Raw genomic sequence first — 22,245 nt, forward strand, 5'->3', positions numbered from 1 at the left:
CCCTCACATCTTCTTGTAGGTGTCGATCAAGCCCTGGCCGTCGGCGCCGGCCTTCTTCAGCCAATCGGCCGCGAGCTGCTCGCCGATCTTCTGGAAGCCGGCCTTCAGCGCTGGGCTCGGCGGTTCGACCGTCATGCCCTTGGCCTTGAGCTGATCGATGTACCAATTGGCCTTCTCTTCCCAGGCCTTCCAGCCGCGCGTCTCAGCGGTGGCGGCGGCCTTGAGGATGGCCTCCTGGGTGGGCTTGTCGAGCGCGTCGAACGCGGCCTTGTTCACGAAGGTGTAGTCCTTCGGGATCCAGGCCTGCACGTCATAGAAATATTTCAGCGACTCCCAGGCCTTCGAATCGTAGCCCGTGCCGCCCGACGACATGAAGGAATTCACCACGCCGGTCGCGAGAGCCTGCGGCAGCTCGGCCGCCTGGATGGTGACCGACTGGGCTCCGACCAGTTCGCCGATGCGCGCGGTCCCGACATTGTAGGCGCGCCATTTCAGGCCCTTCATGTCCTCGATCGTGGCGAGCGGCTTGTTGACGTAGACGCCTTGCGGCGCCCACGGCACGACGAACAGTAGCTTGAGACCTTGTGCGTCCAGCTTCTTGGAGATCAGGGGCTTTGAGGCCTGATAGAGCTTCGTAGCATCCGGGAAGCTCGTCGCGAGGAACGGAACGACGTCGACACCGTAGATCGGGTCCTCGTTCTCGTGGATGGACAGCAGCACCTCGCCCATCTGCGCCTGTCCGGTTATGACCGCGCGCTTGATGTCGGGCGCCTTGAACAGCGAGGCGCCGGGATGGACCGTGATCTGAAGCTTGCCGGACGTGGCGGCCTCGACGTCCTTGGCGAACGCGACCAGATTCTCCGAGTGCGGATTGTCGGCGGGATACGCTGCCGGCAGATTCCATTTGGTCTGGGCCACGGCGGGCGCTGCGGCCAGCATGGCGCCGGCAATCAGGCCTGCGCGAATGAGACGAGACTTCATCGGACTTCTCCTCACGGTCGAATTGAGATCAGTCGGGGAAAGCGAGCTTGGGCAGAAGCATCACAATCTGCGGGTATTCGGTGATGATGAACACGGCAGCCAGCAGCAGCACGAAGAATGGAAACGCAGCCCGCGCGACGGTGAAAGTGTCGCGGCCGCTCATGTTCTGGAGCACGAACAGGTTGAAGCCCACCGGAGGCGTGATCTGCGCCATCTCGACGTGGATGATGAGATAGACGCCGAACCAGACCAGGTCGAGACCCGCCTGCTTCACCATCGGCAGCACGATGACGGCCGTCAGCACGATCATCGAGATGCCGTCGATCAAGCATCCGAGGATGATGTACATGATGCTCAGATATAGCGCGAGCATGCCGGGGGTGAGCTGCTGCCCCTGGACCCAGGTGGCGAGCGCGGCGGGGATGCCGGTATAGGCCATCGCCGCCGTGGTGTAGGCCGCGCCCGCAAGGATCAGCATGATCATGCAGGTCAGGCGCGTCGCGCTCATGATGCTTTCGAGGAAGTTCTTGCGCGTGAGCGTGCCGCTCCACCACGCCAGCAGCAGTGCGCCTGCGACGCCCCATGCGGCGCATTCGGTCGCGGTCGCAAAGCCGAGCACGAGCGAGAGGAACACTGCCAGGATCAGCAACAGGCACGGCGCGAGCCGCGCCGACTCCCGGAGCTTCTGCCGCAACGGCATGGGCGGATCGCGCGGCGGAATCTTGTCCGGGTTCAGCAGCGACCAGATGATGATGTAGCCGGAATAGAGCGCCATCACGAGCGCGCCCGGCAGGAAGCCGCCAAGGAACACCTGAAGCACGGAGACATTCGCGGTGACCGCGTAGACCACCATCGGAATCGACGGCGGGATCAACAGACCGAGCGTGCCGGAGCCTGCGAGCGACCCGAGGCTCAGGCCCTTGTCATAGCCGCGCTTGTCGAGTTCGGGCAGCGCGATCTTGCCGATGGTCGCGCAGGTCGCGGCCGAAGACCCCGACACCGCAGCGAAGATGCCGCAGCCGATCACGTTCACATGGGTCAGCCGTCCGGGCAGCCATTGAACCCAGGGCGATAGCCCGCGGAACATCTCTTCAGACAATTTGGTGCGGAAGAGGATTTCGCCCATCCAGATGAACAGCGGCAGCGCGGCCAGCGTCCAGGATGCGCTCGCGCTCCACGTGGTCGTCGCAAGCACCGAGCCAAGCGGCAGGCTCGTGGTCAGCGCCATCGCCACGAAGCCGACGAGCCCGAGCGACACCGCGATCCAGACGCCGCTTCCCAGCAGCAGGATCATGACGCCGAGCAGGATGAAGGAGAGTTCGATCATGCCGAGATTGGCCATGGTCAACCTCCACCGCCCTGCGAGATGCGCTCGACGAACTCTTCCGGCGTCTCGTCGGGGGAGCCCTTCTCGTAGCTCGGCCGGTTGCCGCTGCCGACATTGACCATCTCGTCGATCAGCGCGATCGACAGGATCGCGAGGCCGCCGGCAAAGCCGAGCTGGGGAATCCAGAGCGGAAGCGCGACGACGCCTTGCGCCACGTCGTTGAAGCGCCAGGAATCGTACGTCATCTGCAGCGCGTGGCGGGTGAAGTAGAGAATGAAGGCGGTTGCGATAGCGAGCGCCACGATTTCTGCGACCTGCTTGGTCCGCCCGTGCAGCCGCTCCAGCAGTAGGCCGACGCGGATCATCTCGCCGCGCTTGAAGGTGTGGGCGAGGCCGAGAAACGCCATTGCCGCCATGCACCAGGATGCGAAATCGTCGCCAGCCGGGATGTTGAGCGCAAACTGCCGCCCGACCGACATCACCATCATGATTGCGAAGATCGCAACCAGGAAGACGCCGGCCGCAATGCCCGAGCCGAGATAAAGCAGATCCAGAGCGCGTCGGACCGGTCCAACAGCCTCTACGTCGTCGCCATGCCCTGCCACGCGGCCCCCATCCCCATCTTGCGGCGCAATCAAGTCCGGCGTTAGCTCACCGTGCCTGATTATCGCCACTCGCCAGCGCCTGTCCTTCAGACGTTAGACCAACACGATGGGGCTCGCGAAAGCAAGGAGCATGCCGGCCTGCGGCGAATTTCCACTGGATAGGCTCAGTGCGTCTCCAGCCGCAGGCCGTCATAGGCCGGCACCACGCCTGCAGGCAGCGATTGCCTGATCACCTCATAATCGACATCGGCCGTCATGTTGGTGATGACGGCACGCTTCGGCTTGAAGCGCTCGATCCAGGACAGCGCGTCGTTGATGCTGAAATGGCTGACATGGCTGGTGTAGCGCAGGCCGTCGACGATCCAGAGGTCGAGATTTTCCAGCGCGCCCCAGCTCTCGCGCGGGATGTCGTTGAGGTCGGGCGTGTAGGCGGCATCCCCGATGCGATAGCCGAGCGCGGGAATGGCGCCGTGCTGCACCAGGAAGGCCGTCATCGTCACCGCGCCGCCCTTCCCCAGAATGGTCTGGCTTTCGCCCGCCTCGATCGAATGCCGGGTCAGGATCGGCGGATAGTCGCTGCCCTCCGGCGATATGAAGCAATAGGAGAACCGCGCCATGATGTCCTTGGCGGTCGACAGGTTGAAATAGGTCGGGATACGGCGGCGCATGTGCATGACGACCGAACGCAGATCGTCCATGCCATGGGTCTGGTCGGCGTGCTCGTGGGTCAGGAACACCGCGTCGATGTAGTCGACATTGGTCGAGAGCAATTGCTCGCGCAGGTCCGGCGAGGTGTCGATCACGATCCGCGTGGTGCCGTGCTCGGATTTCCGTTCGACCAGCAGCGAGCAGCGGCGGCGGCGGTTCTTCGGATTGCTGGGGTCGCAGGCGCCCCAGCCGAGGGCCGGACGCGGCACGCCGGCGGAGGAGCCGCAGCCCAGGATCGTCAGCGTCAGCGTCATGCGGCTTCCAGTTTCAAGCTTTCACCTTGGCGAACAGGCGGAAGAAGTTTTCGCTTGTTTGGCGTGAGATCTCATCGAATGACACGCCGCGCGTCTCGGCGAGCACTTTGGCGACCTCGACCACATAGGCCGGCTCGTTGCGCTTGCCTCGAAACTTGCCCGGCGCAAGATAGGGCGAGTCTGTTTCAACCAGAATACGGTCGGACGGCAGCTCCGCTGCAAGCGCGCGCAGGGCCTCCGACTTCTTGAAGGTCAGGATGCCCGTGAAGCCGATGTAGAGCCCGAGCGACACCGCCTTCAGCGCCAGCTCGCGCCCGCCCGTGTAACAATGCAGCACGGCGCGAAATGATCCGCGTGCCACTTCCTCTTCCAGGATGCGGGCGCAATCGGTATCGGCCTCGCGGGTGTGGATCACGAGCGGCAGGCCGGTTGCGCGTGCGGCGGCGATATGAGCGCGAAAGCCCCTCGCCTGCGCTTCCGGCGAGCCATTGTCGTAGAAATAGTCGAGCCCGGCCTCACCGAGCGCAACGACCTTGGGATGCTGTGTCAGCGCGACCAACTCGTCCGGCGTGATGCCGTCCTCCTCATCCGCGTTGTGCGGATGGGTGCCGACCGAGCAGTAGACATCGTCGTAGCGCTCGGCGATGGCGAGAAGCTGGTTGAGCTTTCGCACCCGGGTCGAGATCGTGACCATGCGCATGAGGCCGGCCGCACGTGCGCGCGACACGATCCCGTCGAGATCTTCCGCGAAATCAGGAAAATCCAGATGGCAGTGACTGTCGACCAGCATCGTTCTCAGGCCGCCGGCTCGATGTAGCGCGGGAACGCCGGCGTCGGCGCCGGCAGTGTCGAGCCCGGCGCGATCCGCTTCACACCGCCGAGCATGGCGAAGTTGCGCTCGCCCGCGGGAATACCGAGGCTGTCGAGCAGCAAGCCCGAGGCGGTCGGCATCGCCGGTTGGGCCAGGATCGCGATCTGGCGCACGACCTCGGCGGTGACATAGAGCACCGTCCTCTGCCTGACCGGATCGGTCTTGGCGAGCGCCCACGGCGCCTCGCCCGCGAAATAGCGGTTGGCCTCCGCGACCACGGCCCACACGGCGTTGAGCCAGTGATGGATCTGCTGCGTCGCCATCGCCTCACGCGAGGCGGCGATCATGCCGTCGGCCATCGCCAGGATCGCCTTGTCGTTGTCGCTGAACTCGCCCGGCTCCGGCAGCACGCCGCCGAGCTGCTTTGCGATCATCGACAGCGAGCGCTGCGCGAGGTTGCCGAGATCGTTGGCGAGGTCGGCATTGATGCGCGCGACGATGGCTTCATGGTTGTAGTTGCCGTCCTGGCCGAACGGCACCTCGCGCAGGAAGAAATAGCGCATCTGGTCGACGCCATACTGGTCGGCGAGGTTGAAGGGGTCGACGACGTTGCCGACCGACTTCGACATCTTCTCGCCCCTGTTGAACAGGAAGCCGTGGGCATAGACGCGCTTCGGCACGGGAATGCCGGCCGAGATCAGGAATGCGGGCCAGTACACCGCATGGAAGCGGATGATGTCCTTGCCGATGATGTGCACATCGGCCGGCCAGTAGCGCCAGTTCCCGTCGCTCTCGTCGGGAAAGCCGACGCCGGTGATGTAGTTGGTGAGCGCGTCGACCCAGACATACATGACGTGCTCGTCGTCACTGGGCACCTTGACGCCCCAGTCGAACGTGGTGCGCGAGATCGAGAGATCGCGCAGGCCGCCCTTGACGAAGCTCACCACCTCGTTGCGGCGCGAGTCCGGGCCGATGAAGTCGGGATTGTCCGTGTACAGCTTCAGGAGCTTGTCCTGATAGGCGGACAGACGGAAGAAATAGCTCTTCTCCTCAACCCACTCGACCGGCGTGCCTTGCGGACCGAGGCGCACGCCGTCGTCGTTCAGGCGCGTCTCATCCTCGGCGTAATAAGCCTCATCACGTACCGAGTACCAGCCGGAATAGGTATCGGCATAGATGTCGCCGTTGGCTTCCATGCGCCGCCAGATCTCCTGGGTCGAACGATGGTGCTGCTCCTCGGTGGTGCGGATGAAGCGATCGAACGACACGTTCAGCCGCTCGTCCATCTCCTTGAAGCGGCCGGCATTGCGGGTCGCAAGCGCAGCGGGCGTCAGTCCCTCGTTCTGAGCGGTCTGGACCATCTTCAAGCCATGCTCGTCGGTGCCGGTCAGGAAGAACACGTCCTTGCCATCGAGCCGAGCAAAGCGCGCCAGCACGTCGGTGGCGATCGCTTCATAGGCGTGGCCGATATGCGGGCTGCCGTTGGGATAGGCGATCGCGGTCGTGATGTAGAAGACGTTGTCGCGCGCGGGTACGGCAGCTTGCGCAGCCGCGACGGGCTTCGGCGCAGGCGGAGCCTTGGGCTTCAAAACCTTGGGCTTCGAAACCTCGGGCTTCGACACCTTGGGCTTCACAGCCTGAGGGGGCGCGGCGACGGGAGCAGGCGCGGCGATCACGGCAGGCGCAGCCGCCTTCGTCTTCGCGACCTTCTTCGCAGGAGCCTTGGTCTTCGCCTCAGCCTTGGCCGGCTTTTTGGCGGTCGTTTTCGCCGAGGCCTTCTTGGCGACGATCTGCTTCTTCGCAGCCTTCTTGCTGGCCTTCTTTGACGTCTTCGCAGCGCTCTTCTTCACGCCCTTCTTCGCGCTCTTCTTGGCGGTCTTGGACGCACGCGCCTTTACAGCCTTCTTCGCGGCTCTTTTCACGGCCTTCTTGGCAGCCTTCTTTTTGCTGCTCTTGCCCTTGACGGTCTTCTTAGCTCGCGTTGCCACGACGAATTCCTTTGCCGGCTTCTCGAAATTTGGAAACGAACCTGCGTTAGGTCATTGTTTTGAGCATGATCCTCTCGGAAAACCGCTACACGCTTTTCCGGATCATGCTCTAGCGCGTTGCGTCCGCCAGCCAGCCGAACACCGAGAAAACCAAGGGCTTTCGCTCCAGATTGTAGGTTTCGGTGTCGCGCGCGGCGCGGACGATCTTTTCCCATACCTCAGCTAGGCGCGCAAGGCGCGGCAGGTTCTGGTTGGCATTGGCTTCGTCCGCATGCAGGCGCTCCGCGATCCAGCGGTCGATGCCGTCGATGAAGGCCGCAAGCGCAACGCGGTCGCTGGTCCCGAGCGAATCGCCGAGCGTGTGCAGTTCGCGCGGATCGACCTGCGGCAAACGCGCCAGTAGCGCCGCCGTGCGCTGCTGGAGTTTCAGGGCGTTTCCGCCAAGCAATGTCAGGGCGCGCGCGACACTGCCTTCGGAGGCCTCTGCGGCCTCGCGCAGCGCCAGATCGGTCGGAGCAAGGTCGGCGGCTGCCGCCGCTGCGCCGATCACCTCGTCCGTTCCGAGCGGCCGCAGGCGCAGCTTGCGGCAGCGCGACTGGATTGTGGCGAGCACGCGCGCGGGCGCGTGGCTCACCAGCAGGAACAGCGATTGCTGCGGCGGTTCCTCCAGGATCTTCAGCAGTGCGTTGGCCGCATTCGGATTGAGCTCGTCGACGGTGTCAACGATGCAGACCCGCCAGCCTTCCGCCGCCGCCGTCGAGCCGAAGAAGCCGATCGTCTCGCGCGTCTCATCCACGGTGATGACGGTGCGCATCACGCCGCGGTCGTTGGCGGTGCGCTCCAACGTCAGCAACCCGCCATGCGAGCCGGCCGCGACCTGCCGCGCCACGGCGTCATCAGGATCGATCGCAAGATTTTCGGCACGCTGCACGGACGATGAAAGCGGCTGGCCATGGCTGAGCACGAAGCGCGCCATGCGATAGGCCAGCGTCGCCTTGCCGATGCCTTGCGGTCCCCCGATCAGCCAGGCGTGCGGAATCCGCCCGCTGCGATAGGCCGTCAGCAGCGCCGTCTCGGCATCGCGATGGCCCAATAGAAGGCTCGTCTCGCGCGGATGCGGGGCGGTCTCACGCTCGGCCTGACGCGGGCTCATGCTGAGATCACCGAGGCGGTCGTCGGAAGGAGGCGCTCGCGTACCGCGCTCCAGACGCGGCCTGCGACGGTGTCAGGATCGGAGTTGGCGTCGATCAGCACGCAGCGCTTGGGCTCTTCCGCCGCAATCTTGCGATAGGCCTCGCGCAGGCCCTGATGAAAGCTGAGCTGCTCGCTCTCGAACCGGTCGGGCGTGCCGGTGCCGCGGCGTACGGCAGCACGCTGGAGGCCGATCTCGACCGGCAGGTCGAGGATGATGGTGAGGTCCGGCTTGAGATCGCCGATCGTGACCCGCTGCATCGCGTTGATCAGCCCGATCGGGACGCTGCCGAGGCTGCCCTGATAGGCCCGCGTCGAGTCCGCAAAACGATCACAGAGGACCCAGGCGCCCTGGTTCAGCGCGGGCTGGATCACGGTGCGGACATGATCGTCGCGCGCGGCGGCAAACAGCAGCGTCTCGGCTTCGGGCCCGAGCAGCTTGCCCATGCCCGACAGCACCAGATGGCGCATGATCTCGGCGCCCGGCGATCCGCCCGGCTCGCGCGTAACGAGGATGCGCATCCGTGCCGCCTTGAGGCGGTCGGCGAGCTTCTTGATCTGGGTCGACTTGCCCGTCCCCTCGCCGCCTTCAAAGGTGACGAAGCGTCCGCGTCCGGACGGTCGCTGTACCTTGCTCTCACTCATGATCAGAGCTTCTCGGCGCCCGCGCGGAACATGCCGATCACGAGCTCGCTGGCGCCGTCGATCGCGCGCCGCATGGTCGAGCCGGTGCCGATCGCTTCACCTGCATAGACCGGCGTCTCCACCGCGATGTTGCCGCTGCGCCAGACCTTGACAACGCCGACCTGCTGACCGGCCTCGACCGGCGCCCGCACGGGACCTTTATACACGACGCGCGCGATCAGCTTGTCGCTGCCGTTCTTGTGCACCATCACCTTCACGGGCGTCTTGGCGACCAGCTTCACCGAGCGGCTCTCGCCGCCGAAGACTTTTGCATAGCCGACCGGCTGATCGGCCGCGATCAGGGTGCGGGTCTCGAAGTTGCGAAAGCCCCATTCGAGCATCTTCTTGGCTTCGGTGGCGCGATCCTCGGGGTCCTCCAGCCCGTTGACGACGACGATCAGCCGCGTGCCGTTCTGCACCGCCGAGCCGACCATGCCGTAGCCGCCCTCCTTGGTGTAGCCGGTCTTGAGGCCATCAGCGCCTTCCATCGAATTGAGCAGCGGATTGCGGTTGGGCTGGCGGATCTTGTTCCAGGTGTACTCCTTCTCGCCAAACAGTTTGTAGAACTCCGGAAAGTCCAGGATGATATGCCGGGCGAGGATGCCGAGCTCCCGCACCGTCATCTTGTTGCCGGGGTCGGGCAGGCCATTGGAGTTGCCGAAAGTCGACTTGGTTATGCCGAGTTCGCGGGCGCGCTTGGTCATGAAATCGGCGGCGAAGATCCGCTCGTTGCCCGCCATGGCCTCGGCGAGCGCAATGCAGGCATCGTTGCCGCTCTGGATGATCGCGCCATGCAGGAGATCGTCGACAGAGACCTTGCTGTTGATGGCGGCGAACATGGTCGAGCCGCCGGAGGGCGCACCGCCCCTGCGCCAGGCGTTCTCGCTGATCCGGTACTCGTCGGTGAGCTTGATGTCGCCTTTCTTGATGGCGTTGAACACCACTTCCGCCGTCATCAGCTTCATCATGCTGGACGGCGCGCGCAGCTCGTCGGCGTTCTTCTCGAACAGCACGCTGCCGCTGGAGGCCTCGATCAGGATCGCGGTGGGCGCATCGCCGTCGAAGCCGGCGTCATCCGTCTTCTTGGCGCCCTGGACGCTCTGGTTGGCCGCATAAAGAGCCCCGCCCCAGCCGATCCCCGCCACCACAACGGCAGCGATCAGCCCGCGCGCCAGCGCGCCGGCGGTGAACCGGGTGCAACGGAGCGAAAAAAGACGAAATGCCATGGCGAAGCCCTGAGAGCGGCGTTCTAACAGCTGGAACCGGTGCGAACAACACGAGGCTGGCGCCGGCGCCCGAGTTTGCATGATTCTCGTCACGACCCTATCGTGACACCTTATATTTATCGACCAAACCCCTGAAACAAGGCGGAAAAGCGATGTCCTCCACCCGCATGATCAAGGCCAACGGAATCGACCTGTACATCCGCGAAGCCGGCCAGGGTCCGCTGGTCGTGCTCTGCCACGGCTGGCCGGAACTGTCCTACTCCTGGCGCCACCAGATCCCGGCGCTGGTGGACGCCGGGTTTCACGTCGTCGCCCCCGATATGCGCGGCTACGGCCAGAGCGCGGCGCCGGCCGATGTGAACGCCTACTCGATCTTCGACACCGTCGGTGACGTCGTTGGCCTCGTGCAGGCACTCGGCGAAACCAAGGCCATGGTGGTTGGCCACGATTGGGGTGCACCGGTGGCTTGGCACGCGGCGCTGTTTCGACCCGACATCTTCACGGCAGTGGCGGGCCTGAGCGTGCCGCCGCCCTTCCGCGGCCGTGGCAAGCCGCTCGACCTGCTGCGCGAGGGCGGAGTCACCAACTTCTACTGGCAATATTTCCAGGCGCCGGGCGTCGCCGAGGCCGAGCTCGAGCGAGACGTTGCCCGCACCATGCGCATCGTGCTCGGCGGACGCGGCCTCGCCGATCCCACCGCCGCCATGTTCGTGCAGGAGGACAAGGGCTTTCTCGGCCACGCGACTGCCGGAGAGCCGCTGCCCGCCTGGCTCAGCGAGGCTGACCTCGCCTATTTCACCGAGGCCTTCCGCAAGTCCGGCTTCCGCGGCGGGCTGAACTGGTATCGCAACCTCGACCGCAACTGGGAGCTGACGGCGCCCTGGCAGGATGCACAGATCCACCAGCCGTCCCTCTTCATTGCCGGTTCGAAAGACGCGGTCATCACCGGCCTGATCGGCGCCAAGCGCGTCAACGAACTCGAGCGCGTGCTGCCCAATCTCAAGCGGAAGCTGATCATCGAGGGCGCCGGCCATTGGGTGCAGCAGGAGCGGCCCGAAGAGGTGAATGCGGCGCTGGCCGGCTTCCTGCGCGAGGCGGCGGCGCTCTAGACTCTAGTAGAGGCCGCGGCCGCTGAGGATGCTGCGGGCTTCGGCAGCGCCGTCCGAGGCATAGCCGGCGGACGGAACGCTCTCGGTGGTGTAGCGGCCGTCCTCGTCATAGGACACGGCGCGCGCGTTCTGGAGCGCCCGGCCCCGGCTGCGGCTCGAGGCCGACATTTCCGAGGTCGCATTGAGCGAGGCCATGTCGGCCGAGGAGTTGCCGAGATTGTAGGGCCGCCCCTCCGGCATCGGAACCTCGCCACGAATGGCGCCACGGGTCGATGACGGCAGCTCGGGCACGAAGGGCCGCGCCGAGGCGACCCGAACCATCGAGGGCGACGGCGCCGGGATCCCGGTGCGCAGGGTCGCCATCAGTTGGCGGTCGTCGGAGCCTTCGAGCGGCGCCCGGCCGACATATTCGACACGGACCTTGGCGACACCATTGCCTTTGAATTCAAGCAGTTCGGCGGCCTTGTTCGAAACGTCGATGAGCCGGTTGCCGTGATAGGGCCCGCGGTCATTGACGCGGACGATCAGCGACTTGCCGTTCGACACGTTGGTCACCCGCGCATAGGACGGCATCGGCAGGGTCGGATGCGCCGCGGTCAGCGAGCCCATGTCGAACACTTCGCCATTGGCGGTCAGGCGGCCGTGGAAGTCATCGCCGTACCAGGACGCCATGCCCTCGGCGCGGTAGTTGACGTCCTCCTCCGGCACGTAGGTCTTGCCGGCCACCACGTAGGGCTTGCCGACGCGGTAGGTGCCGCCGCCCTTCGGGACCGGATCGCCCCAGGCCACGACCCGGGGGCTCGAGGACACGCCGTATTTCGGATCGACGCGGCTGGCGAATTTGCCCGACGAGGCGCAATTGGCGAGCGCGAGGCAGGTCGCGGCCGCCGCAACACCACGCGCGGCCCGCAAAACCGAATCTGACCGTCGGATCCCCATTCGCCCCAAATACCATTTCGCCGAAGGCGTACCCAACCCGCTGGTGACGGGCGCGCGCTGTCCGGTCCTTTGCTCCGAAGCGGCCCACCACCGCATCGGATATGGTAACGATAACGCAACCCGAACACGGCGGAAATGGGGAGCTCACGGCGATCACGCCGGGATGGTAAACGGGCCGTTCGTTTCCCCCCCGTTGATCTACGGAGCGCAGGCGCCCTGCTCTGTGCCACTCCCGGACATTCTGTTGCGCCAAATCCTCACTCCACCCCCATTGTCACGCGGCTCACTGGAATTCTTTTGACTGTGCAAGGCCGCACGCGTTCTCTCGCATGCAAGGGCGGGATTTGGAATTTAACGATGATCGAGACGGTTTCGGCACTGATGGGTCTGGTTAGCGCGGGGATCTTCCTGGCCCATGCGTTCGAAGGTTACCGGACGAGGGCCTGAAGGCACTCGCGCGGGCGGCAAGCATCACCTCTTTCAAGGCGGCATGTTCGGCAGGTTTTGATCGATCCGACCGAGCATCGAAGACGAGAGCGGCAGGTGTCCCATGCGCAACCATGACCTCGTATCCGACGGCTTCCTCGCATTGACCGCAGGCGGCTTGGTGCTGTTGTGCTCGGGCCTGGTGGCACTGGCGTTCGGCTGAGCACCACCACGCGTTTCCTCATCTCTAACCACAACTACACCGCGACGCAGCATGCCGTCCGTTCTGGATTGCCCCGCTCTCTTTTAGTTGATTGAATTTCTGCGTTCGGCGCCTCGACTCATTTCAAGAGGCCATCACCAACGAAGGTGACGCAAATGCTTGCTGAGAAATTTTTTCTGGTTCTGGAATCGCTAATCCGCGGCGACCGCACCTATCCCGACGGAAGCCCCCGTATCATCAGCACCGCCCCACACGTGCCGGTGAAGCTGCCGGGCCAGAAATAACCGGCGTCCTGGAGCGCCAGTCACGCGCTCAACGTAAGCCGAGCAGCGACCGGCGATAGAGGCTCTCGCGGGCTTCGCTAAGGCAGACGAAGCTGCCGTCAAAACCCTGGCCGTAGCGCTTCTGGCCCTTGGCGTAGTAGACGCCCTTCCTGAAATCCAGCCAGACCACCTGGTCATGCGGACAATGGCGCTGCGCCTGCGCCTCGTAGCGAAACGGCGTCAGCGGCGTCGCCGATGCCTCGCCGGCGCCCAGCATCATCGCCACGACAAGCGCGGTTCTCCCAAGTCCACCGCCAAAGCCGCTCCGCACCTTAACGCCTCCTGATCCGGGCCGTCGCACGACGGCCGCGTCCACGCTAGCACGAAACTGCGCAATCACCGGAAGCTTCGCCGAACGCACCGCACGTCTTCCGCCGGCCATCTTGTCGGGGTACAGAAAAGCGAGATCGTCCCTGCTCGCGAGGATGCTGCCTGAATGTCGGTTGAGCCTGAGACCACGACCGAACCCCGCCTGCCCTCGCCGCGGCTCGGCCTGCTGCCGATGGTCATCTTCGGCTCGCGCTGGCTGCAACTGCCGCTCTATCTCGGTCTGATCGTGGCGCAATGCGTCTACATCGCGCTGTTCCTGAAGGAGCTCTGGCATCTCTCCTGGCACGCCCTCGATCTCACCGAGCAGCAGATCATGATGAGCGTGCTGGCGCTGATCGACGTCGTGATGATCTCCAATCTGCTCGTGATGGTCATCGTCGGCGGCTACGAGACGTTCGTCTCGCGGCTCGACCTCCAGGGCCACCCGGACGAGCCGGAATGGCTCGGCCACGTCAATGCGAGCGTGCTGAAGATCAAGCTCGCCATGGCCATCATCGGCATCTCCTCGATCGCACTGCTGCGCACCTTCATCGAAGCCGGCAATCTCGGCTCAAACCGCGCCGGCTTCACCGAGACCGGCGTGATGTGGCAGGTGCTGATCCACATCACCTTCATCGTCTCGGCGCTCGGAATTGCCTATGTCGACAAGCTCAGCGATTCCGGAATGCGCAGACACGCCGAGTGAGGCGCTCGAATTCGCCATACACCGTCTGGATCCGGAGTCCCCATGTCCGCTGACGACATCTCCTTCAGGCCGGCGTGCCCGGACGATGCGGAGACCGTGTTCGACATCACCAAGGCCTCGATCGCGGGTCTTTCGCGCGGATGCTATTCACCGGCCCAGATCGAGAACTGGATGGGCGAACGGACGCCCCGGTTCTATGAAGAGCTCATCGCCAAGGGACGAATGACCGTCTGCCTTCGCAACGAAATCGTCATCGGCTTCGTCGATGCCGAGCCCGGCGAGGTCACCCGATTGTTCGTGCTGCCCGCGGCGGCCGGCTCCGGTGTCGGGCAGCGGCTGCTCGACATCGGTGTGGCCCAGGCGCGGCTCGGCCATAGCGGACCGATCCGCCTTGAAGCCACGATCAACGCCGAGGCCTTCTACCGCCGCTATGGTTTCAGAAGCACGGGGCGAGGACAGTTCTCACACGGTCTCGGCGGCGAGCCCATCGAGATCATCCATATGGAGCTGTGAGCACCAAGCAGCGCGGCGCTCACTGTTTTGCTTCGAGTTGCTGCATGGCCTGATGCAGGCATTCCTGGAGCTTCTCGGCGACCTGCTCGCGCGCTACCCCCTTGTCGCGGAGGTCGCCTGACACCTTGTCCAGGACCTCGTCGATCGTCCGGCTCTCCAGATGGTCCGTCACCAGCGCCGCCGCATAGCCTGCCGCTGCATCGCCGCTGAGGCCGAGCTGGCTGGCGGCCCAGAGTCCGAGCAGCTTGTTGGACCGGGCCGTCACCTTGAACATGAGCTCCTCGTCGTGGGCGAATTTGGCCTCGAAGCCCTGCTCGCGCTTGTCGAACGTGGTCATGGTCAGCTCCATTGCGTTGTCACTGAACGGGATCGGATTGGCTGGAAGCGAACGTCTCCGTATTTCACGCCAGTTGAGGATCATTTGAAGCTTCCGGCGGAAGGCAAACGCCGTCAAGCCTGCCGCTTGCGGCAGGCTTGGGGTGTTCACCGCAGCCGCCAGCTTCGAGCCAGCCAGATCGATCACGGGAAGATGCCTACCCCTTGTTGAGCAAACTCAGCGCCGCATGCCCCGGGGGGAGATCGAGAGCTGACGCATGAACAGAGATCTGCGCGAGTTTCGCCGGCTCGAACGCCTCTGCCTGGAGCAGACCGGTCGAACCGTAGATCCTGGCGACATTGGCGGGCTGCGACCGGGCGCCGTCAGCCCTTCGCGGCCGCGGCTTCGCGTGCGAGCCGCTCGGCCTTCAGCCGTTCCTTGTTGGCGTAAAACGCCTTCTGCGCCGCTTCGTGATCGCGCATGGCCTGTTCGGCCTCGATCCGGCGAGCCGCATCGCGCGCCTGGCGCTGTTCGGGGGTCAGGGGTTTGCGTCGGAAGGAAAGGTCTTCAGTCATGGCGAGACAACGCGGAGGCGAGGAATGAGTTCCGCGTGCCGTATCCCGCGTGCGCGTGAGGCAAGCCGAAATGCCCGATTATTCAGTGGCTTACCGCCAGAATCTCTGGCTCGGACCGGCGGCCTGCCCGAAACGGACATCGGAGCCGTCCGCCCTGCGTCGAGGCTGCTCAAGCAAAATGTCGAAAAACAACCCCATGCACAGTAGCTAAGTCATTCTGGTACAACGACTTTTCTCGCGTCCCGAAAGGCCTTTTGACCCGTCGGGCAAATCAGTGGCATCCTGCGATCTTCGGAAAATCCGTCGCCGGAGCCAGCGACGCCGGGCTCACAGGGAAGCTGCCAGGGACGAGATCCGATAACGGTTCGGTGAAGGAAACGATTTACCTCCCCGCTCGAAGCATCCCGGAAACATAAGGTTGCTAGTTTTTCCCGGAATTTAAGGGGAGACAGAAGATGATTGCTCTCAAGGTGATTGCGCTGACGCTCGGTGCTGGAATTGCTCTCTGGATGTATTCAGGCGACCTCAGCGCCGACGTCGCGCTGGCCATCGTGGCCTTCTTTGCATGATGACAAAGACCCGCTGGTATGAGCCGGCGGGTTCTCTGGGGACCTCATTCGGATCGCCGGTCATCTCGTCCACCGGCACGATGTGAGCCACGACCCGCCGCAGATCTGGTTTCCCCCTGCGCAAAAGCGTCATCATCGACGCGCATGGCGAAGCTACTCAGCAAATCGAACGTCATTGGTGCGCGGCCTAAGGGCGCGGATTTCGCCCGGTGCCGTCGCGCGGGCACTGTGCGGGCCTCAATCTTGTGCAACAGCTTCCTGTTTGGGCACGCGAAAATACAGCGCGCAAACTATGCTGCGCCGGTGACCATTTAGCTGAGAGGATTGCAAGCCATGCGAATTGCTGCCGCCATATCGATCGTTTTCCTGAGCGCGTTCAACTTTCCGGCCCAGGCACAAGACCTGCCAGAGCACACTATCCTGGCCTTCAACCTGCCTAGCTGTCCGAAAGGATGGCAGGAATACACGCCCGCTGCCGGAGCGCTTGTTGCCGGGGTCGGTAACACGTTCCAGCTCGGCGCCAACGGAGTAAGTCCGAGCTTTACCGTCGCAGATGCTGGAGGCGGAGCATCCGCGCCGAAATCAAAAGTAACGGGCCTTCTGTTCTGCGAGAGAAACAAGAACCGGCGATAGAAGCGAGACAATTCCCGCAAATGGGAACATCGGTTCAATAGAGTACTTGAAGTGGGCCGCCGGCTCTTCGTCTCAATATCGCCGGCGGCCCGTCGCACCACTTCCAATTGCCCTGCCACAAACAGAAGCCATGGCGCGACTGCGGAGAAAGCCCGCATGCCGCCGGCGGTTCCGCCACGAGGCATGCGGGTTCTGCCGGGCTACCATCGATAATTCCCGGCTAGCCCAGGCCCCCTGTTCTGGAATCATGCGGGCGACCCGTTTTCAGCGATGGCAATTCTGATGACGCGCGTTGTCTTTGCTTGCCCGAAATGCGACGCGGCCTTCATGACCGATCAGATTTCGCGAAACGACCACGAGCCTCGCCAGTTTTGCTGCGCCTACTGCAAAACCATCGTCCACGAATGGCAGGACGAATTTGATTTTGTGAATTGGCGACCTGCGTCGCAACCGGACTGACGTCCCGCGCAGTCCCCTGACGGTCTCCATCATGAAAACGGCCCCGCTCTCTCCGGGCAGAGAGAGCAAGGCCGCGCATTCCCAGATTTGCGGCCGATAGGGGCTTCCAATGGACACCGGCCGCACAGTGAAGCTTACCTGATTCCCGGTCGGAAATTGCCGATTTTTCCCGGTCGACTTGCACCGGCAAGAACCGCGCTCTAAGCCTCCTCCTTGAACGACAGGCGCCATGACCCATGAGGTCATCGCGCGTAACCATCATCCGCATCGTAAGGAACCTTGCCCACGCACTCGAATTCACAGGCGATGAAGCGTCTGGTTTTCGGGTTCGCGGCGCTTGGCGCCACGCTGCTCTTGGCGCTGGTCTGGCTTGGCCAGCACGAACGCCAAGCAGCCATTGAGCGATTGGAGAATTACGAAATCTCGCCCCGCTAGGGACGCAATCAGCGCCGCCCATGGGATCGCAGCACTGTGACGGCAGCCACGGCCGCGAGCGTCCGCGATGCGGTTTGGCTGGAGCCGAGACGAGCATGGGACGCGAACTTGGCTCGGAGCTCGAACTCGTCCGATCCGCTCACCCAACGCCTGGAAACGACAATAGGCGCAAGCGCAGCAAGGAGGCCGTGGCGCCTCGATAGCCGCTCTCACCGTGCTTGCGGCGGGCTTTCGCAGGCCGTAAGAGACGTCTGTCCGTAACATGTCCCGGAACCAGGGACTGTTCGCATCGCGCTCGACGGGGATCAGCCGCTAAGTGGTTGAAACTATTGCGCTGGAAGGGTGGCCGAGTGGTTTAAGGCACCGGTCTTGAAAACCGGCGTGCCCGCAAGGGTACCGTGGGTTCGAATCCCACCCCTTCCGCCAGTTCCGAGCCAATCCGCCCGTCCCGGCCCCGCAGCGATATCGAACGGCACCTCAGCGCAGCGCCAGGCGCGCGCTGATCTCCCCATCCAGCACGAGGTCATCGCGTGCGCCGAGCAACCAAAGCTCGTCCGCCTCGACCCGCAGCAAGCTCCGTGACCACCAGCGCTCGATCATCGCCGCGAGAATTGCGGCCTCGTCGGCATCGAGATCGTCCATCAGATTCCAGAGTCCGACCACGTAGAGGTCCGTCGTCGGGCGACCGAGCACGCGCTGAACCGCATGGAAGAGGTTCGCGCCATCGCGCTGCTCGGGGTAGACTCGAAGATAGAGCCGTCCCCGGTTCACATTCCCGGAGAACAGCCCCCGGACCTCGGCCCTGATGGGTCCGAGCCCGGCCAGGGCCGAGCGACGGGCGGGTTCGATGGCCGGCGGCTCGGAGCCGAGGCCGCCGCAGATGGTGGCGTGCAGACGCTCCCGCCGCCTGTCCAGCACGTGCCACGCCACCTTGCGAGCGAAGGGAGCCGTCCGCAGTTCCGCATCGAGCGCCTGATAGGCCGGGGAGGCTTCGAGTGCGTCGGCCGAGACGGGCAGCACCACCGAGTAAGCCGTGGGGTGGCGTCCCCTGTCGTAAGAGGTGCCCTCCTTCGCTGCGATCACGCGAGGATCGCGAGGAGCGACCAAGGGCAGATGCGCCAAACGGTAGGCATCGTCGAGCAACATGCCTTGACCGGCGGCGAAACGCGTCCGGCTGCGTTCGTAGGCAAGTGCGTCGTCACTGCAAATCATGTCCGGGCCGAGATTGAGATGCCGTTCAGTCTGAAGCACAGGGCTAATTCTCTCTCTGTGAATGGTCAGGGTCGCAAGACCAAGCTGCTGAACCAATATCCGATCGACGCGAGCAAACCGGCAACCGAGAAGATCAAAGGGTGTGCGGATTCGTTCCGCCAATAGGTTGGAACAGCTCTGCCGAACCTAGCAAGCGGACGCTACCGGTTGCACCCACACAGAGGGGAATCTGGGGCACTGCAAATCCGAGGTACGCCGGTTGCCCAATCGCGAGCGACCTGGGTTCGATGCCAAATGTTAGTCCGGGCTAAGCGTAGCCTTGCTCGCCCGGCAACTTCGGCCCCAACTCCTCCTATCCCTGGGTTGGGGCCGTTTCCCCAAAACGCAGACGGCGCTGCAATGATTAGCGCGCCAGCGCGCACGAGGACCTGAGGAAACGTAGCACCTGTTCGGCGCGCTCCTTGGTCAAATTAGCCGCCATGTCGGTCCCGATCAGTGCTGGGCCCATGCGCTCCCGATCGTAGACCATCCAACCCTTGCCTCCCATTCGAACGAAAAACCTGCTCTGCATCGACTCTTGATCAGTCATTGGTGACGCCCCGGTTGCTCGACGAACAAGGAAAGGCGGCCATTCTTCTGCTTGCATTAATCTGTGTGAATCGGATTGGGAAAAAATGGCAATAATTCCTGTCTGGAATGTGCTGAAGCGAACAGAAGCGCTGGGAGCGCAGGGTAAGCTATCGACGGCTTGGCCTTCCCCAAGGGTCCAAGCACCTCCAGCGGCCCCGGCTCTACCCCAAAAGCCCCCCCACCACAGCCGGGGCCGCCTTGTGGCTATTGAGACAGCTCCGTCAGGCGAGTGTCAGCCAGGTGTCCTAGCCTTGGCGGGACCGTCGACACCGCCCAGGGCGTTGCCGGTTGCGGGGCCCGGCTGGAGTTTCTGCTCCAGGTCCGGGCCCTGTTTGCTCGAGGCCAAAGAAAACGCGGCGCCCGAGGGAGCGCCGCGCGAAATTCGTTCGTTGCTGTGTGGGTGTCAGTAACCGCAGGAGGCGCAGCCCATCTGCACCGGGGCGTAATAGGAATAGCCGGGCGAGACCATTTCGACGCGCTGGCGCGTGGCGTATTGCGGCGGGATGCGCTCGTACTGGACGCTCGGCGGCGCCACCATCACGGTCTGCGGCACCATCACGGTGCGGTACTGCGCCGGCGTGCGATGCGCGACGACCGAGCCCGGCGAAACCATGACGGTCTCATCGACGGTGCGGTATTGCGGCGCGACGTATTGCTGCTGATAGCAGGTCGTGCAGGGCGGCGGCGCGTAGCAATTGTAGCAGCCGGCAGAGGCGGCGCCCGTCATCGACATCGCGGCGACGGCCGTGGAGAAAACAACAGCAAGAGTACGAGACATTATTTAGTGCCCCAGTTGCCCGAAATGGATTTGCGAAGGTCGCATCAGTATACGCTGCAAAATCCAAGGCTGCTGAAGTTCGTCGAGGCATCCTTAATGCGAACGCGAAGCTGCTTACGATCAATAAGGACTCATTGACCATGCATGCTTACGCCAAACGACCGGATTAGTAGCCCGGATGGAGCGCAGCGCAATCCGGGACCGGCCTCGCTCCGGTCTCGCAACTCCCCGGATTGCGCCATCGGGCGGCGCTTCGCGCCGACCGGTGGCTCCATCCGGGCTACGAGAGCCAGAGCTTACTTCGAGCGCCGCTTCACTTCGCGCACCGCGCCGCGCGCAGCGCTGGTGGTGAGTGCAGCGTAAGCCTGCAGCGCGGTCGAGACATTGCGCTTGCGGCCCGTCGCCTGCCAGGCGGCATCGCCCTTCGCCTCTTCCGCTGCGCGGCGCTTGGCGAGTTCCTCGTCGGAGACCTCCAGCGTGATGCTGCGGTTCGGAATGTCGATGGCGATGACGTCGCCGGTGCGCACCAGACCGATGTTGCCGCCTTCGGCGGCCTCCGGCGACAGATGGCCGATCGACAGGCCGGACGAACCACCGGAGAAACGGCCGTCGGTGACAAGCGCGCAGGCTTTGCCGAGGCCCATCGATTTCAGGTAGCTGGTCGGATACAGCATCTCCTGCATGCCGGGGCCGCCGCGCGGGCCTTCGTAGATGATGACCACGACCTCGCCGGCCACGACCTTGCCGCCCAAAATGCCTTCGACGGCAGCGTCCTGGCTTTCGAACACGCGCGCGGGGCCTGCGAATTTCAGGATCGAGGCATCGACGCCGGCGGTCTTCACGATGCAGCCGTCCTGCGCGAGGTTGCCGTAGAGCACGGCCAAACCGCCGTCCTTGCTGAAGGCGTGCTCGAGATCGCGCACCACGCCCTTCTCGCGGTCGGCATCGAGCTCGTCGTAGCGGCGCTCCTGGCTGAAGGCGACCTGGGTCGGGATGCCGCCGGGCGAGGCACGATAGAAGGTGCGCACCGCCTCGCTCTTGGAGCGCTTGATGTCCCAGCGCTCCAGCGCATCGTTCATGGTCGGCGCGTGCACGGTCGATACCGAGGTGTCGATCAGGCCGGCGCGGTCGAGCTCGCCCAGAATGCCCATGATGCCGCCGGCGCGATGCACGTCCTCGACGTGCACGTCGGCAACGGAGGGCGCGACCTTGCAGAGCACGGGCACGCGACGAGAAAGCCGGTCGATGTCGCGCATGGTGAACTCCACCTGCCCTTCATGGGCGGCGGCGAGCAGATGCAGCACGGTGTTGGTCGAGCCGCCCATCGCGATGTCGAGCGTCATCGCGTTCTCGAACGCCTTGAAGTTCGCGATGTTGCGCGGCAGGACCGAAGCATCGTCCTGCTCGTAATAGCGTCGCACGAGATCGACGATGGTGTGACCGGCCTCGACGAACAGGCGCTTGCGATCGGCATGGGTTGCGACCACCGAGCCGTTGCCGGGCAGCGCCAGGCCCAGCGCCTCGGTCAGGCAGTTCATGGAATTGGCGGTGAACATGCCCGAGCAGGAGCCGCAGGTCGGGCACGCCGAGCGCTCGATCACCTTGACGTCGTCGTCGCTGACCTTGGAGTCGGCCGCGGCCACCATGGCATCGATGAGGTCGACGGCCTTGGTCTTGCCCTGCAGCTTGACCTTGCCGGCTTCCATCGGCCCGCCCGAGACGAACACGGCGGGGATATTGAGCCGCAGCGCGGCCATCAGCATGCCGGGCGTGATCTTGTCGCAGTTGGAGATGCAGACGAGGCCGTCGGCGCAATGCGCATTGGCCATGTACTCGACGCTGTCGGCGATCAATTCGCGCGACGGCAGGCTGTAGAGCATGCCGTCATGGCCCATGGCGATGCCGTCGTCGACCGCAATGGTGTTGAACTCCTTGGCGACGCCGCCGGCCTGCTCAATCTCGCGGGCGACGAGCTGGCCGAGGTCCTTGAGGTGGACGTGGCCGGGCACGAACTGGGTGAATGAGTTGACGACCGCGATGATCGGCTTGCCGAAATCGCCGTCCTTCATGCCGGTCGCGCGCCAGAGGCCGCGGGCACCCGCCATGTTGCGGCCGTGGGTGGTGGTGCGGGAGCGATAGGCTGGCATGGCGGTTTCCGTCCTCGGGTTTGGGGCCGGGCGGGAAAATGTCGAGCCGCCTCAGGCCTTTCCGGCCGGATAGCGCACGGGCGGGCGAGGTGCAACGGGAACTTGGGCCGGACAGGGCTCCCCTGCTCCCGGCGCGGGGTCCTGCCGCGCCCCCAATTGTCGTCCCGG

Annotated in this window: 21 protein-coding genes and 1 tRNA gene; 6 read left to right on the forward strand and 16 right to left on the reverse strand. The window is 64.2% G+C overall.

Features of this window, described 5'->3' with window-relative positions; all coding sequences use genetic code 11:
• Positions 1 to 3 precede the first annotated feature (3 nt).
• From JQ592_RS05065 to JQ592_RS05105, 9 genes are all read right to left on the reverse strand, one after another.
• On the reverse strand, positions 4 to 981 hold the full coding sequence (locus tag JQ592_RS05065; protein ID WP_211401829.1) for a TRAP transporter substrate-binding protein: 978 nt from the start codon (positions 979 to 981) through the stop codon (positions 4 to 6).
• A gap of 28 nt (positions 982 to 1,009) precedes the next feature.
• The gene (locus JQ592_RS05070) at positions 1,010 to 2,323 is read right to left on the reverse strand and encodes a TRAP transporter large permease (RefSeq protein WP_211401830.1); all 1,314 of its coding nucleotides are present in this window, start codon (positions 2,321 to 2,323) and stop codon (positions 1,010 to 1,012) included.
• A 2-nt stretch (positions 2,324 to 2,325) separates the two neighbouring features.
• Positions 2,326 to 2,913: a TRAP transporter small permease gene (locus JQ592_RS05075; RefSeq protein WP_211401831.1), complete on the reverse strand. Its 588-nt coding sequence runs from the start codon at positions 2,911 to 2,913 to the stop codon at positions 2,326 to 2,328.
• Between the two features lie 164 nt (positions 2,914 to 3,077).
• On the reverse strand, positions 3,078 to 3,875 hold the full coding sequence (locus JQ592_RS05080; protein WP_211401832.1) for an MBL fold metallo-hydrolase: 798 nt from the start codon (positions 3,873 to 3,875) through the stop codon (positions 3,078 to 3,080).
• A 13-nt stretch (positions 3,876 to 3,888) separates the two neighbouring features.
• A complete protein-coding gene (locus tag JQ592_RS05085) occupies positions 3,889 to 4,665 on the reverse strand; it encodes a TatD family hydrolase (RefSeq protein WP_211401833.1) in 777 nt (258 codons plus the stop codon).
• Between the two features lie 5 nt (positions 4,666 to 4,670).
• Complete coding sequence (gene metG, locus JQ592_RS05090) at positions 4,671 to 6,674, reverse strand: methionine--tRNA ligase (protein WP_211401834.1); 2,004 nt, start codon at positions 6,672 to 6,674, stop codon at positions 4,671 to 4,673.
• Between the two features lie 109 nt (positions 6,675 to 6,783).
• The gene (locus tag JQ592_RS05095; protein WP_211401835.1) at positions 6,784 to 7,827 is read right to left on the reverse strand and encodes a DNA polymerase III subunit delta'; all 1,044 of its coding nucleotides are present in this window, start codon (positions 7,825 to 7,827) and stop codon (positions 6,784 to 6,786) included.
• On the reverse strand, positions 7,824 to 8,510 hold the full coding sequence (gene tmk / locus JQ592_RS05100; protein ID WP_211401836.1) for a dTMP kinase: 687 nt from the start codon (positions 8,508 to 8,510) through the stop codon (positions 7,824 to 7,826). Before tmk ends, JQ592_RS05095 begins: the two co-directional genes overlap by 4 nt.
• Positions 8,511 to 8,512: 2 nt before the next feature.
• The gene (locus JQ592_RS05105) at positions 8,513 to 9,775 is read right to left on the reverse strand and encodes a D-alanyl-D-alanine carboxypeptidase family protein (protein WP_211401837.1); all 1,263 of its coding nucleotides are present in this window, start codon (positions 9,773 to 9,775) and stop codon (positions 8,513 to 8,515) included.
• A 152-nt stretch (positions 9,776 to 9,927) separates the two neighbouring features.
• On the opposite strand from JQ592_RS05105, the gene JQ592_RS05110 reads away from it, so the two are divergent.
• Entirely contained in the window at positions 9,928 to 10,884 is a 957-nt protein-coding gene (locus JQ592_RS05110) for an alpha/beta fold hydrolase (RefSeq protein ID WP_211401838.1), read from the forward strand.
• 3 nt (positions 10,885 to 10,887) lie between these two features.
• Here the strand turns inward: JQ592_RS05110 and JQ592_RS05115 are convergent, their stop codons facing one another.
• Together JQ592_RS05115 and JQ592_RS05120 are read right to left on the reverse strand one after the other, a co-directional pair.
• Positions 10,888 to 11,823 (reverse strand): septal ring lytic transglycosylase RlpA family protein, encoded by a 936-nt coding sequence (locus tag JQ592_RS05115; protein WP_211401839.1) that lies wholly within the window; start codon positions 11,821 to 11,823, stop codon positions 10,888 to 10,890.
• A 961-nt stretch (positions 11,824 to 12,784) separates the two neighbouring features.
• Positions 12,785 to 13,015, reverse strand: a complete 231-nt coding sequence (locus tag JQ592_RS05120; protein ID WP_211402507.1) for a hypothetical protein — start codon at positions 13,013 to 13,015, stop codon at positions 12,785 to 12,787.
• A gap of 216 nt (positions 13,016 to 13,231) precedes the next feature.
• Here JQ592_RS05120 and JQ592_RS05125 point away from each other — a divergent pair, with 216 nt between their 5' ends.
• Together JQ592_RS05125 and JQ592_RS05130 are read left to right on the forward strand one after the other, a co-directional pair.
• Positions 13,232 to 13,810, forward strand: a complete 579-nt coding sequence (locus tag JQ592_RS05125; RefSeq protein ID WP_211401840.1) for a TIGR00645 family protein — start codon at positions 13,232 to 13,234, stop codon at positions 13,808 to 13,810.
• Between the two features lie 42 nt (positions 13,811 to 13,852).
• Positions 13,853 to 14,323, forward strand: coding sequence for a GNAT family N-acetyltransferase (locus JQ592_RS05130; protein WP_211401841.1), 471 nt, complete (start codon positions 13,853 to 13,855; stop codon positions 14,321 to 14,323).
• A gap of 19 nt (positions 14,324 to 14,342) precedes the next feature.
• Here JQ592_RS05130 and JQ592_RS05135 read toward each other — a convergent pair whose 3' ends face one another.
• Positions 14,343 to 14,660, reverse strand: coding sequence for a DUF1476 domain-containing protein (locus JQ592_RS05135; RefSeq protein ID WP_211401842.1), 318 nt, complete (start codon positions 14,658 to 14,660; stop codon positions 14,343 to 14,345).
• 362 nt (positions 14,661 to 15,022) lie between these two features.
• A complete protein-coding gene (locus JQ592_RS05140; protein WP_211401843.1) occupies positions 15,023 to 15,214 on the reverse strand; it encodes a hypothetical protein in 192 nt (63 codons plus the stop codon).
• Positions 15,215 to 16,116: 902 nt separating this feature from the next.
• Between JQ592_RS05140 and JQ592_RS05145 the strand changes: the two genes are divergently transcribed.
• The 3 genes from JQ592_RS05145 to JQ592_RS05150 all read left to right on the forward strand — a co-directional run bounded on the left by JQ592_RS05145 (position 16,117) and on the right by JQ592_RS05150 (position 17,736).
• The gene (locus JQ592_RS05145; RefSeq protein WP_211401844.1) at positions 16,117 to 16,416 is read left to right on the forward strand and encodes a hypothetical protein; all 300 of its coding nucleotides are present in this window, start codon (positions 16,117 to 16,119) and stop codon (positions 16,414 to 16,416) included.
• 765 nt (positions 16,417 to 17,181) lie between these two features.
• Entirely contained in the window at positions 17,182 to 17,310 is a 129-nt protein-coding gene (locus JQ592_RS38560) for a hypothetical protein (protein WP_283816090.1), read from the forward strand.
• Between the two features lie 336 nt (positions 17,311 to 17,646).
• Positions 17,647 to 17,736: transfer RNA gene (locus JQ592_RS05150), tRNA-Ser, on the forward strand.
• Between the two features lie 51 nt (positions 17,737 to 17,787).
• Here JQ592_RS05150 and JQ592_RS05155 read toward each other — a convergent pair.
• The 3 genes from JQ592_RS05155 to ilvD form a co-directional block, all read right to left on the reverse strand.
• Positions 17,788 to 18,561: a hypothetical protein gene (locus JQ592_RS05155; RefSeq protein WP_349630443.1), complete on the reverse strand. Its 774-nt coding sequence runs from the start codon at positions 18,559 to 18,561 to the stop codon at positions 17,788 to 17,790.
• Between the two features lie 994 nt (positions 18,562 to 19,555).
• Positions 19,556 to 19,879, reverse strand: a complete 324-nt coding sequence (locus tag JQ592_RS05160; protein ID WP_091895582.1) for a hypothetical protein — start codon at positions 19,877 to 19,879, stop codon at positions 19,556 to 19,558.
• Between the two features lie 347 nt (positions 19,880 to 20,226).
• The gene (gene ilvD, locus JQ592_RS05165) at positions 20,227 to 22,077 is read right to left on the reverse strand and encodes a dihydroxy-acid dehydratase (RefSeq protein ID WP_211401845.1); all 1,851 of its coding nucleotides are present in this window, start codon (positions 22,075 to 22,077) and stop codon (positions 20,227 to 20,229) included.
• Positions 22,078 to 22,245 lie beyond the last annotated feature (168 nt).

This window comes from Bradyrhizobium iriomotense, from assembly GCF_018129405.1.
Classification (GTDB): Bacteria; Pseudomonadota; Alphaproteobacteria; order Rhizobiales; family Xanthobacteraceae; genus Bradyrhizobium; species Bradyrhizobium iriomotense_B.

Excerpts from the sequence above, each read along its gene's own strand:
- JQ592_RS05095 (WP_211401835.1), bottom strand. The coding sequence starts at position 7,827 with ATGAGCCCGCGTCAGGCCGAGCGTGAGACCGCCCCGCATCCGCGCGAG.
- JQ592_RS05105 (WP_211401837.1), bottom strand. The coding sequence starts at position 9,775 with ATGGCATTTCGTCTTTTTTCGCTCCGTTGCACCCGGTTCACCGCCGGC.
- JQ592_RS05070 (WP_211401830.1), bottom strand. The coding sequence starts at position 2,323 with ATGGCCAATCTCGGCATGATCGAACTCTCCTTCATCCTGCTCGGCGTC.
- JQ592_RS05120 (WP_211402507.1), bottom strand. The coding sequence starts at position 13,015 with ATGATGCTGGGCGCCGGCGAGGCATCGGCGACGCCGCTGACGCCGTTT.
- JQ592_RS38560 (WP_283816090.1), top strand. The coding sequence starts at position 17,182 with ATGAAGCGTCTGGTTTTCGGGTTCGCGGCGCTTGGCGCCACGCTGCTC.
- JQ592_RS05125 (WP_211401840.1), top strand. The coding sequence starts at position 13,232 with ATGTCGGTTGAGCCTGAGACCACGACCGAACCCCGCCTGCCCTCGCCG.
- JQ592_RS05065 (WP_211401829.1), bottom strand. The coding sequence starts at position 981 with ATGAAGTCTCGTCTCATTCGCGCAGGCCTGATTGCCGGCGCCATGCTG.
- tmk (WP_211401836.1), bottom strand. The coding sequence starts at position 8,510 with ATGAGTGAGAGCAAGGTACAGCGACCGTCCGGACGCGGACGCTTCGTC.
- ilvD (WP_211401845.1), bottom strand. The coding sequence starts at position 22,077 with ATGCCAGCCTATCGCTCCCGCACCACCACCCACGGCCGCAACATGGCG.
- JQ592_RS05080 (WP_211401832.1), bottom strand. The coding sequence starts at position 3,875 with ATGACGCTGACGCTGACGATCCTGGGCTGCGGCTCCTCCGCCGGCGTG.
- JQ592_RS05140 (WP_211401843.1), bottom strand. The coding sequence starts at position 15,214 with ATGACTGAAGACCTTTCCTTCCGACGCAAACCCCTGACCCCCGAACAG.
- JQ592_RS05085 (WP_211401833.1), bottom strand. The coding sequence starts at position 4,665 with ATGCTGGTCGACAGTCACTGCCATCTGGATTTTCCTGATTTCGCGGAA.
- JQ592_RS05115 (WP_211401839.1), bottom strand. The coding sequence starts at position 11,823 with ATGGGGATCCGACGGTCAGATTCGGTTTTGCGGGCCGCGCGTGGTGTT.
- JQ592_RS05160 (WP_091895582.1), bottom strand. The coding sequence starts at position 19,879 with ATGACGGGCGCCGCCTCTGCCGGCTGCTACAATTGCTACGCGCCGCCG.
- JQ592_RS05135 (WP_211401842.1), bottom strand. The coding sequence starts at position 14,660 with ATGACCACGTTCGACAAGCGCGAGCAGGGCTTCGAGGCCAAATTCGCC.
- JQ592_RS05110 (WP_211401838.1), top strand. The coding sequence starts at position 9,928 with ATGTCCTCCACCCGCATGATCAAGGCCAACGGAATCGACCTGTACATC.
- JQ592_RS05130 (WP_211401841.1), top strand. The coding sequence starts at position 13,853 with ATGTCCGCTGACGACATCTCCTTCAGGCCGGCGTGCCCGGACGATGCG.
- JQ592_RS05145 (WP_211401844.1), top strand. The coding sequence starts at position 16,117 with ATGCGAATTGCTGCCGCCATATCGATCGTTTTCCTGAGCGCGTTCAAC.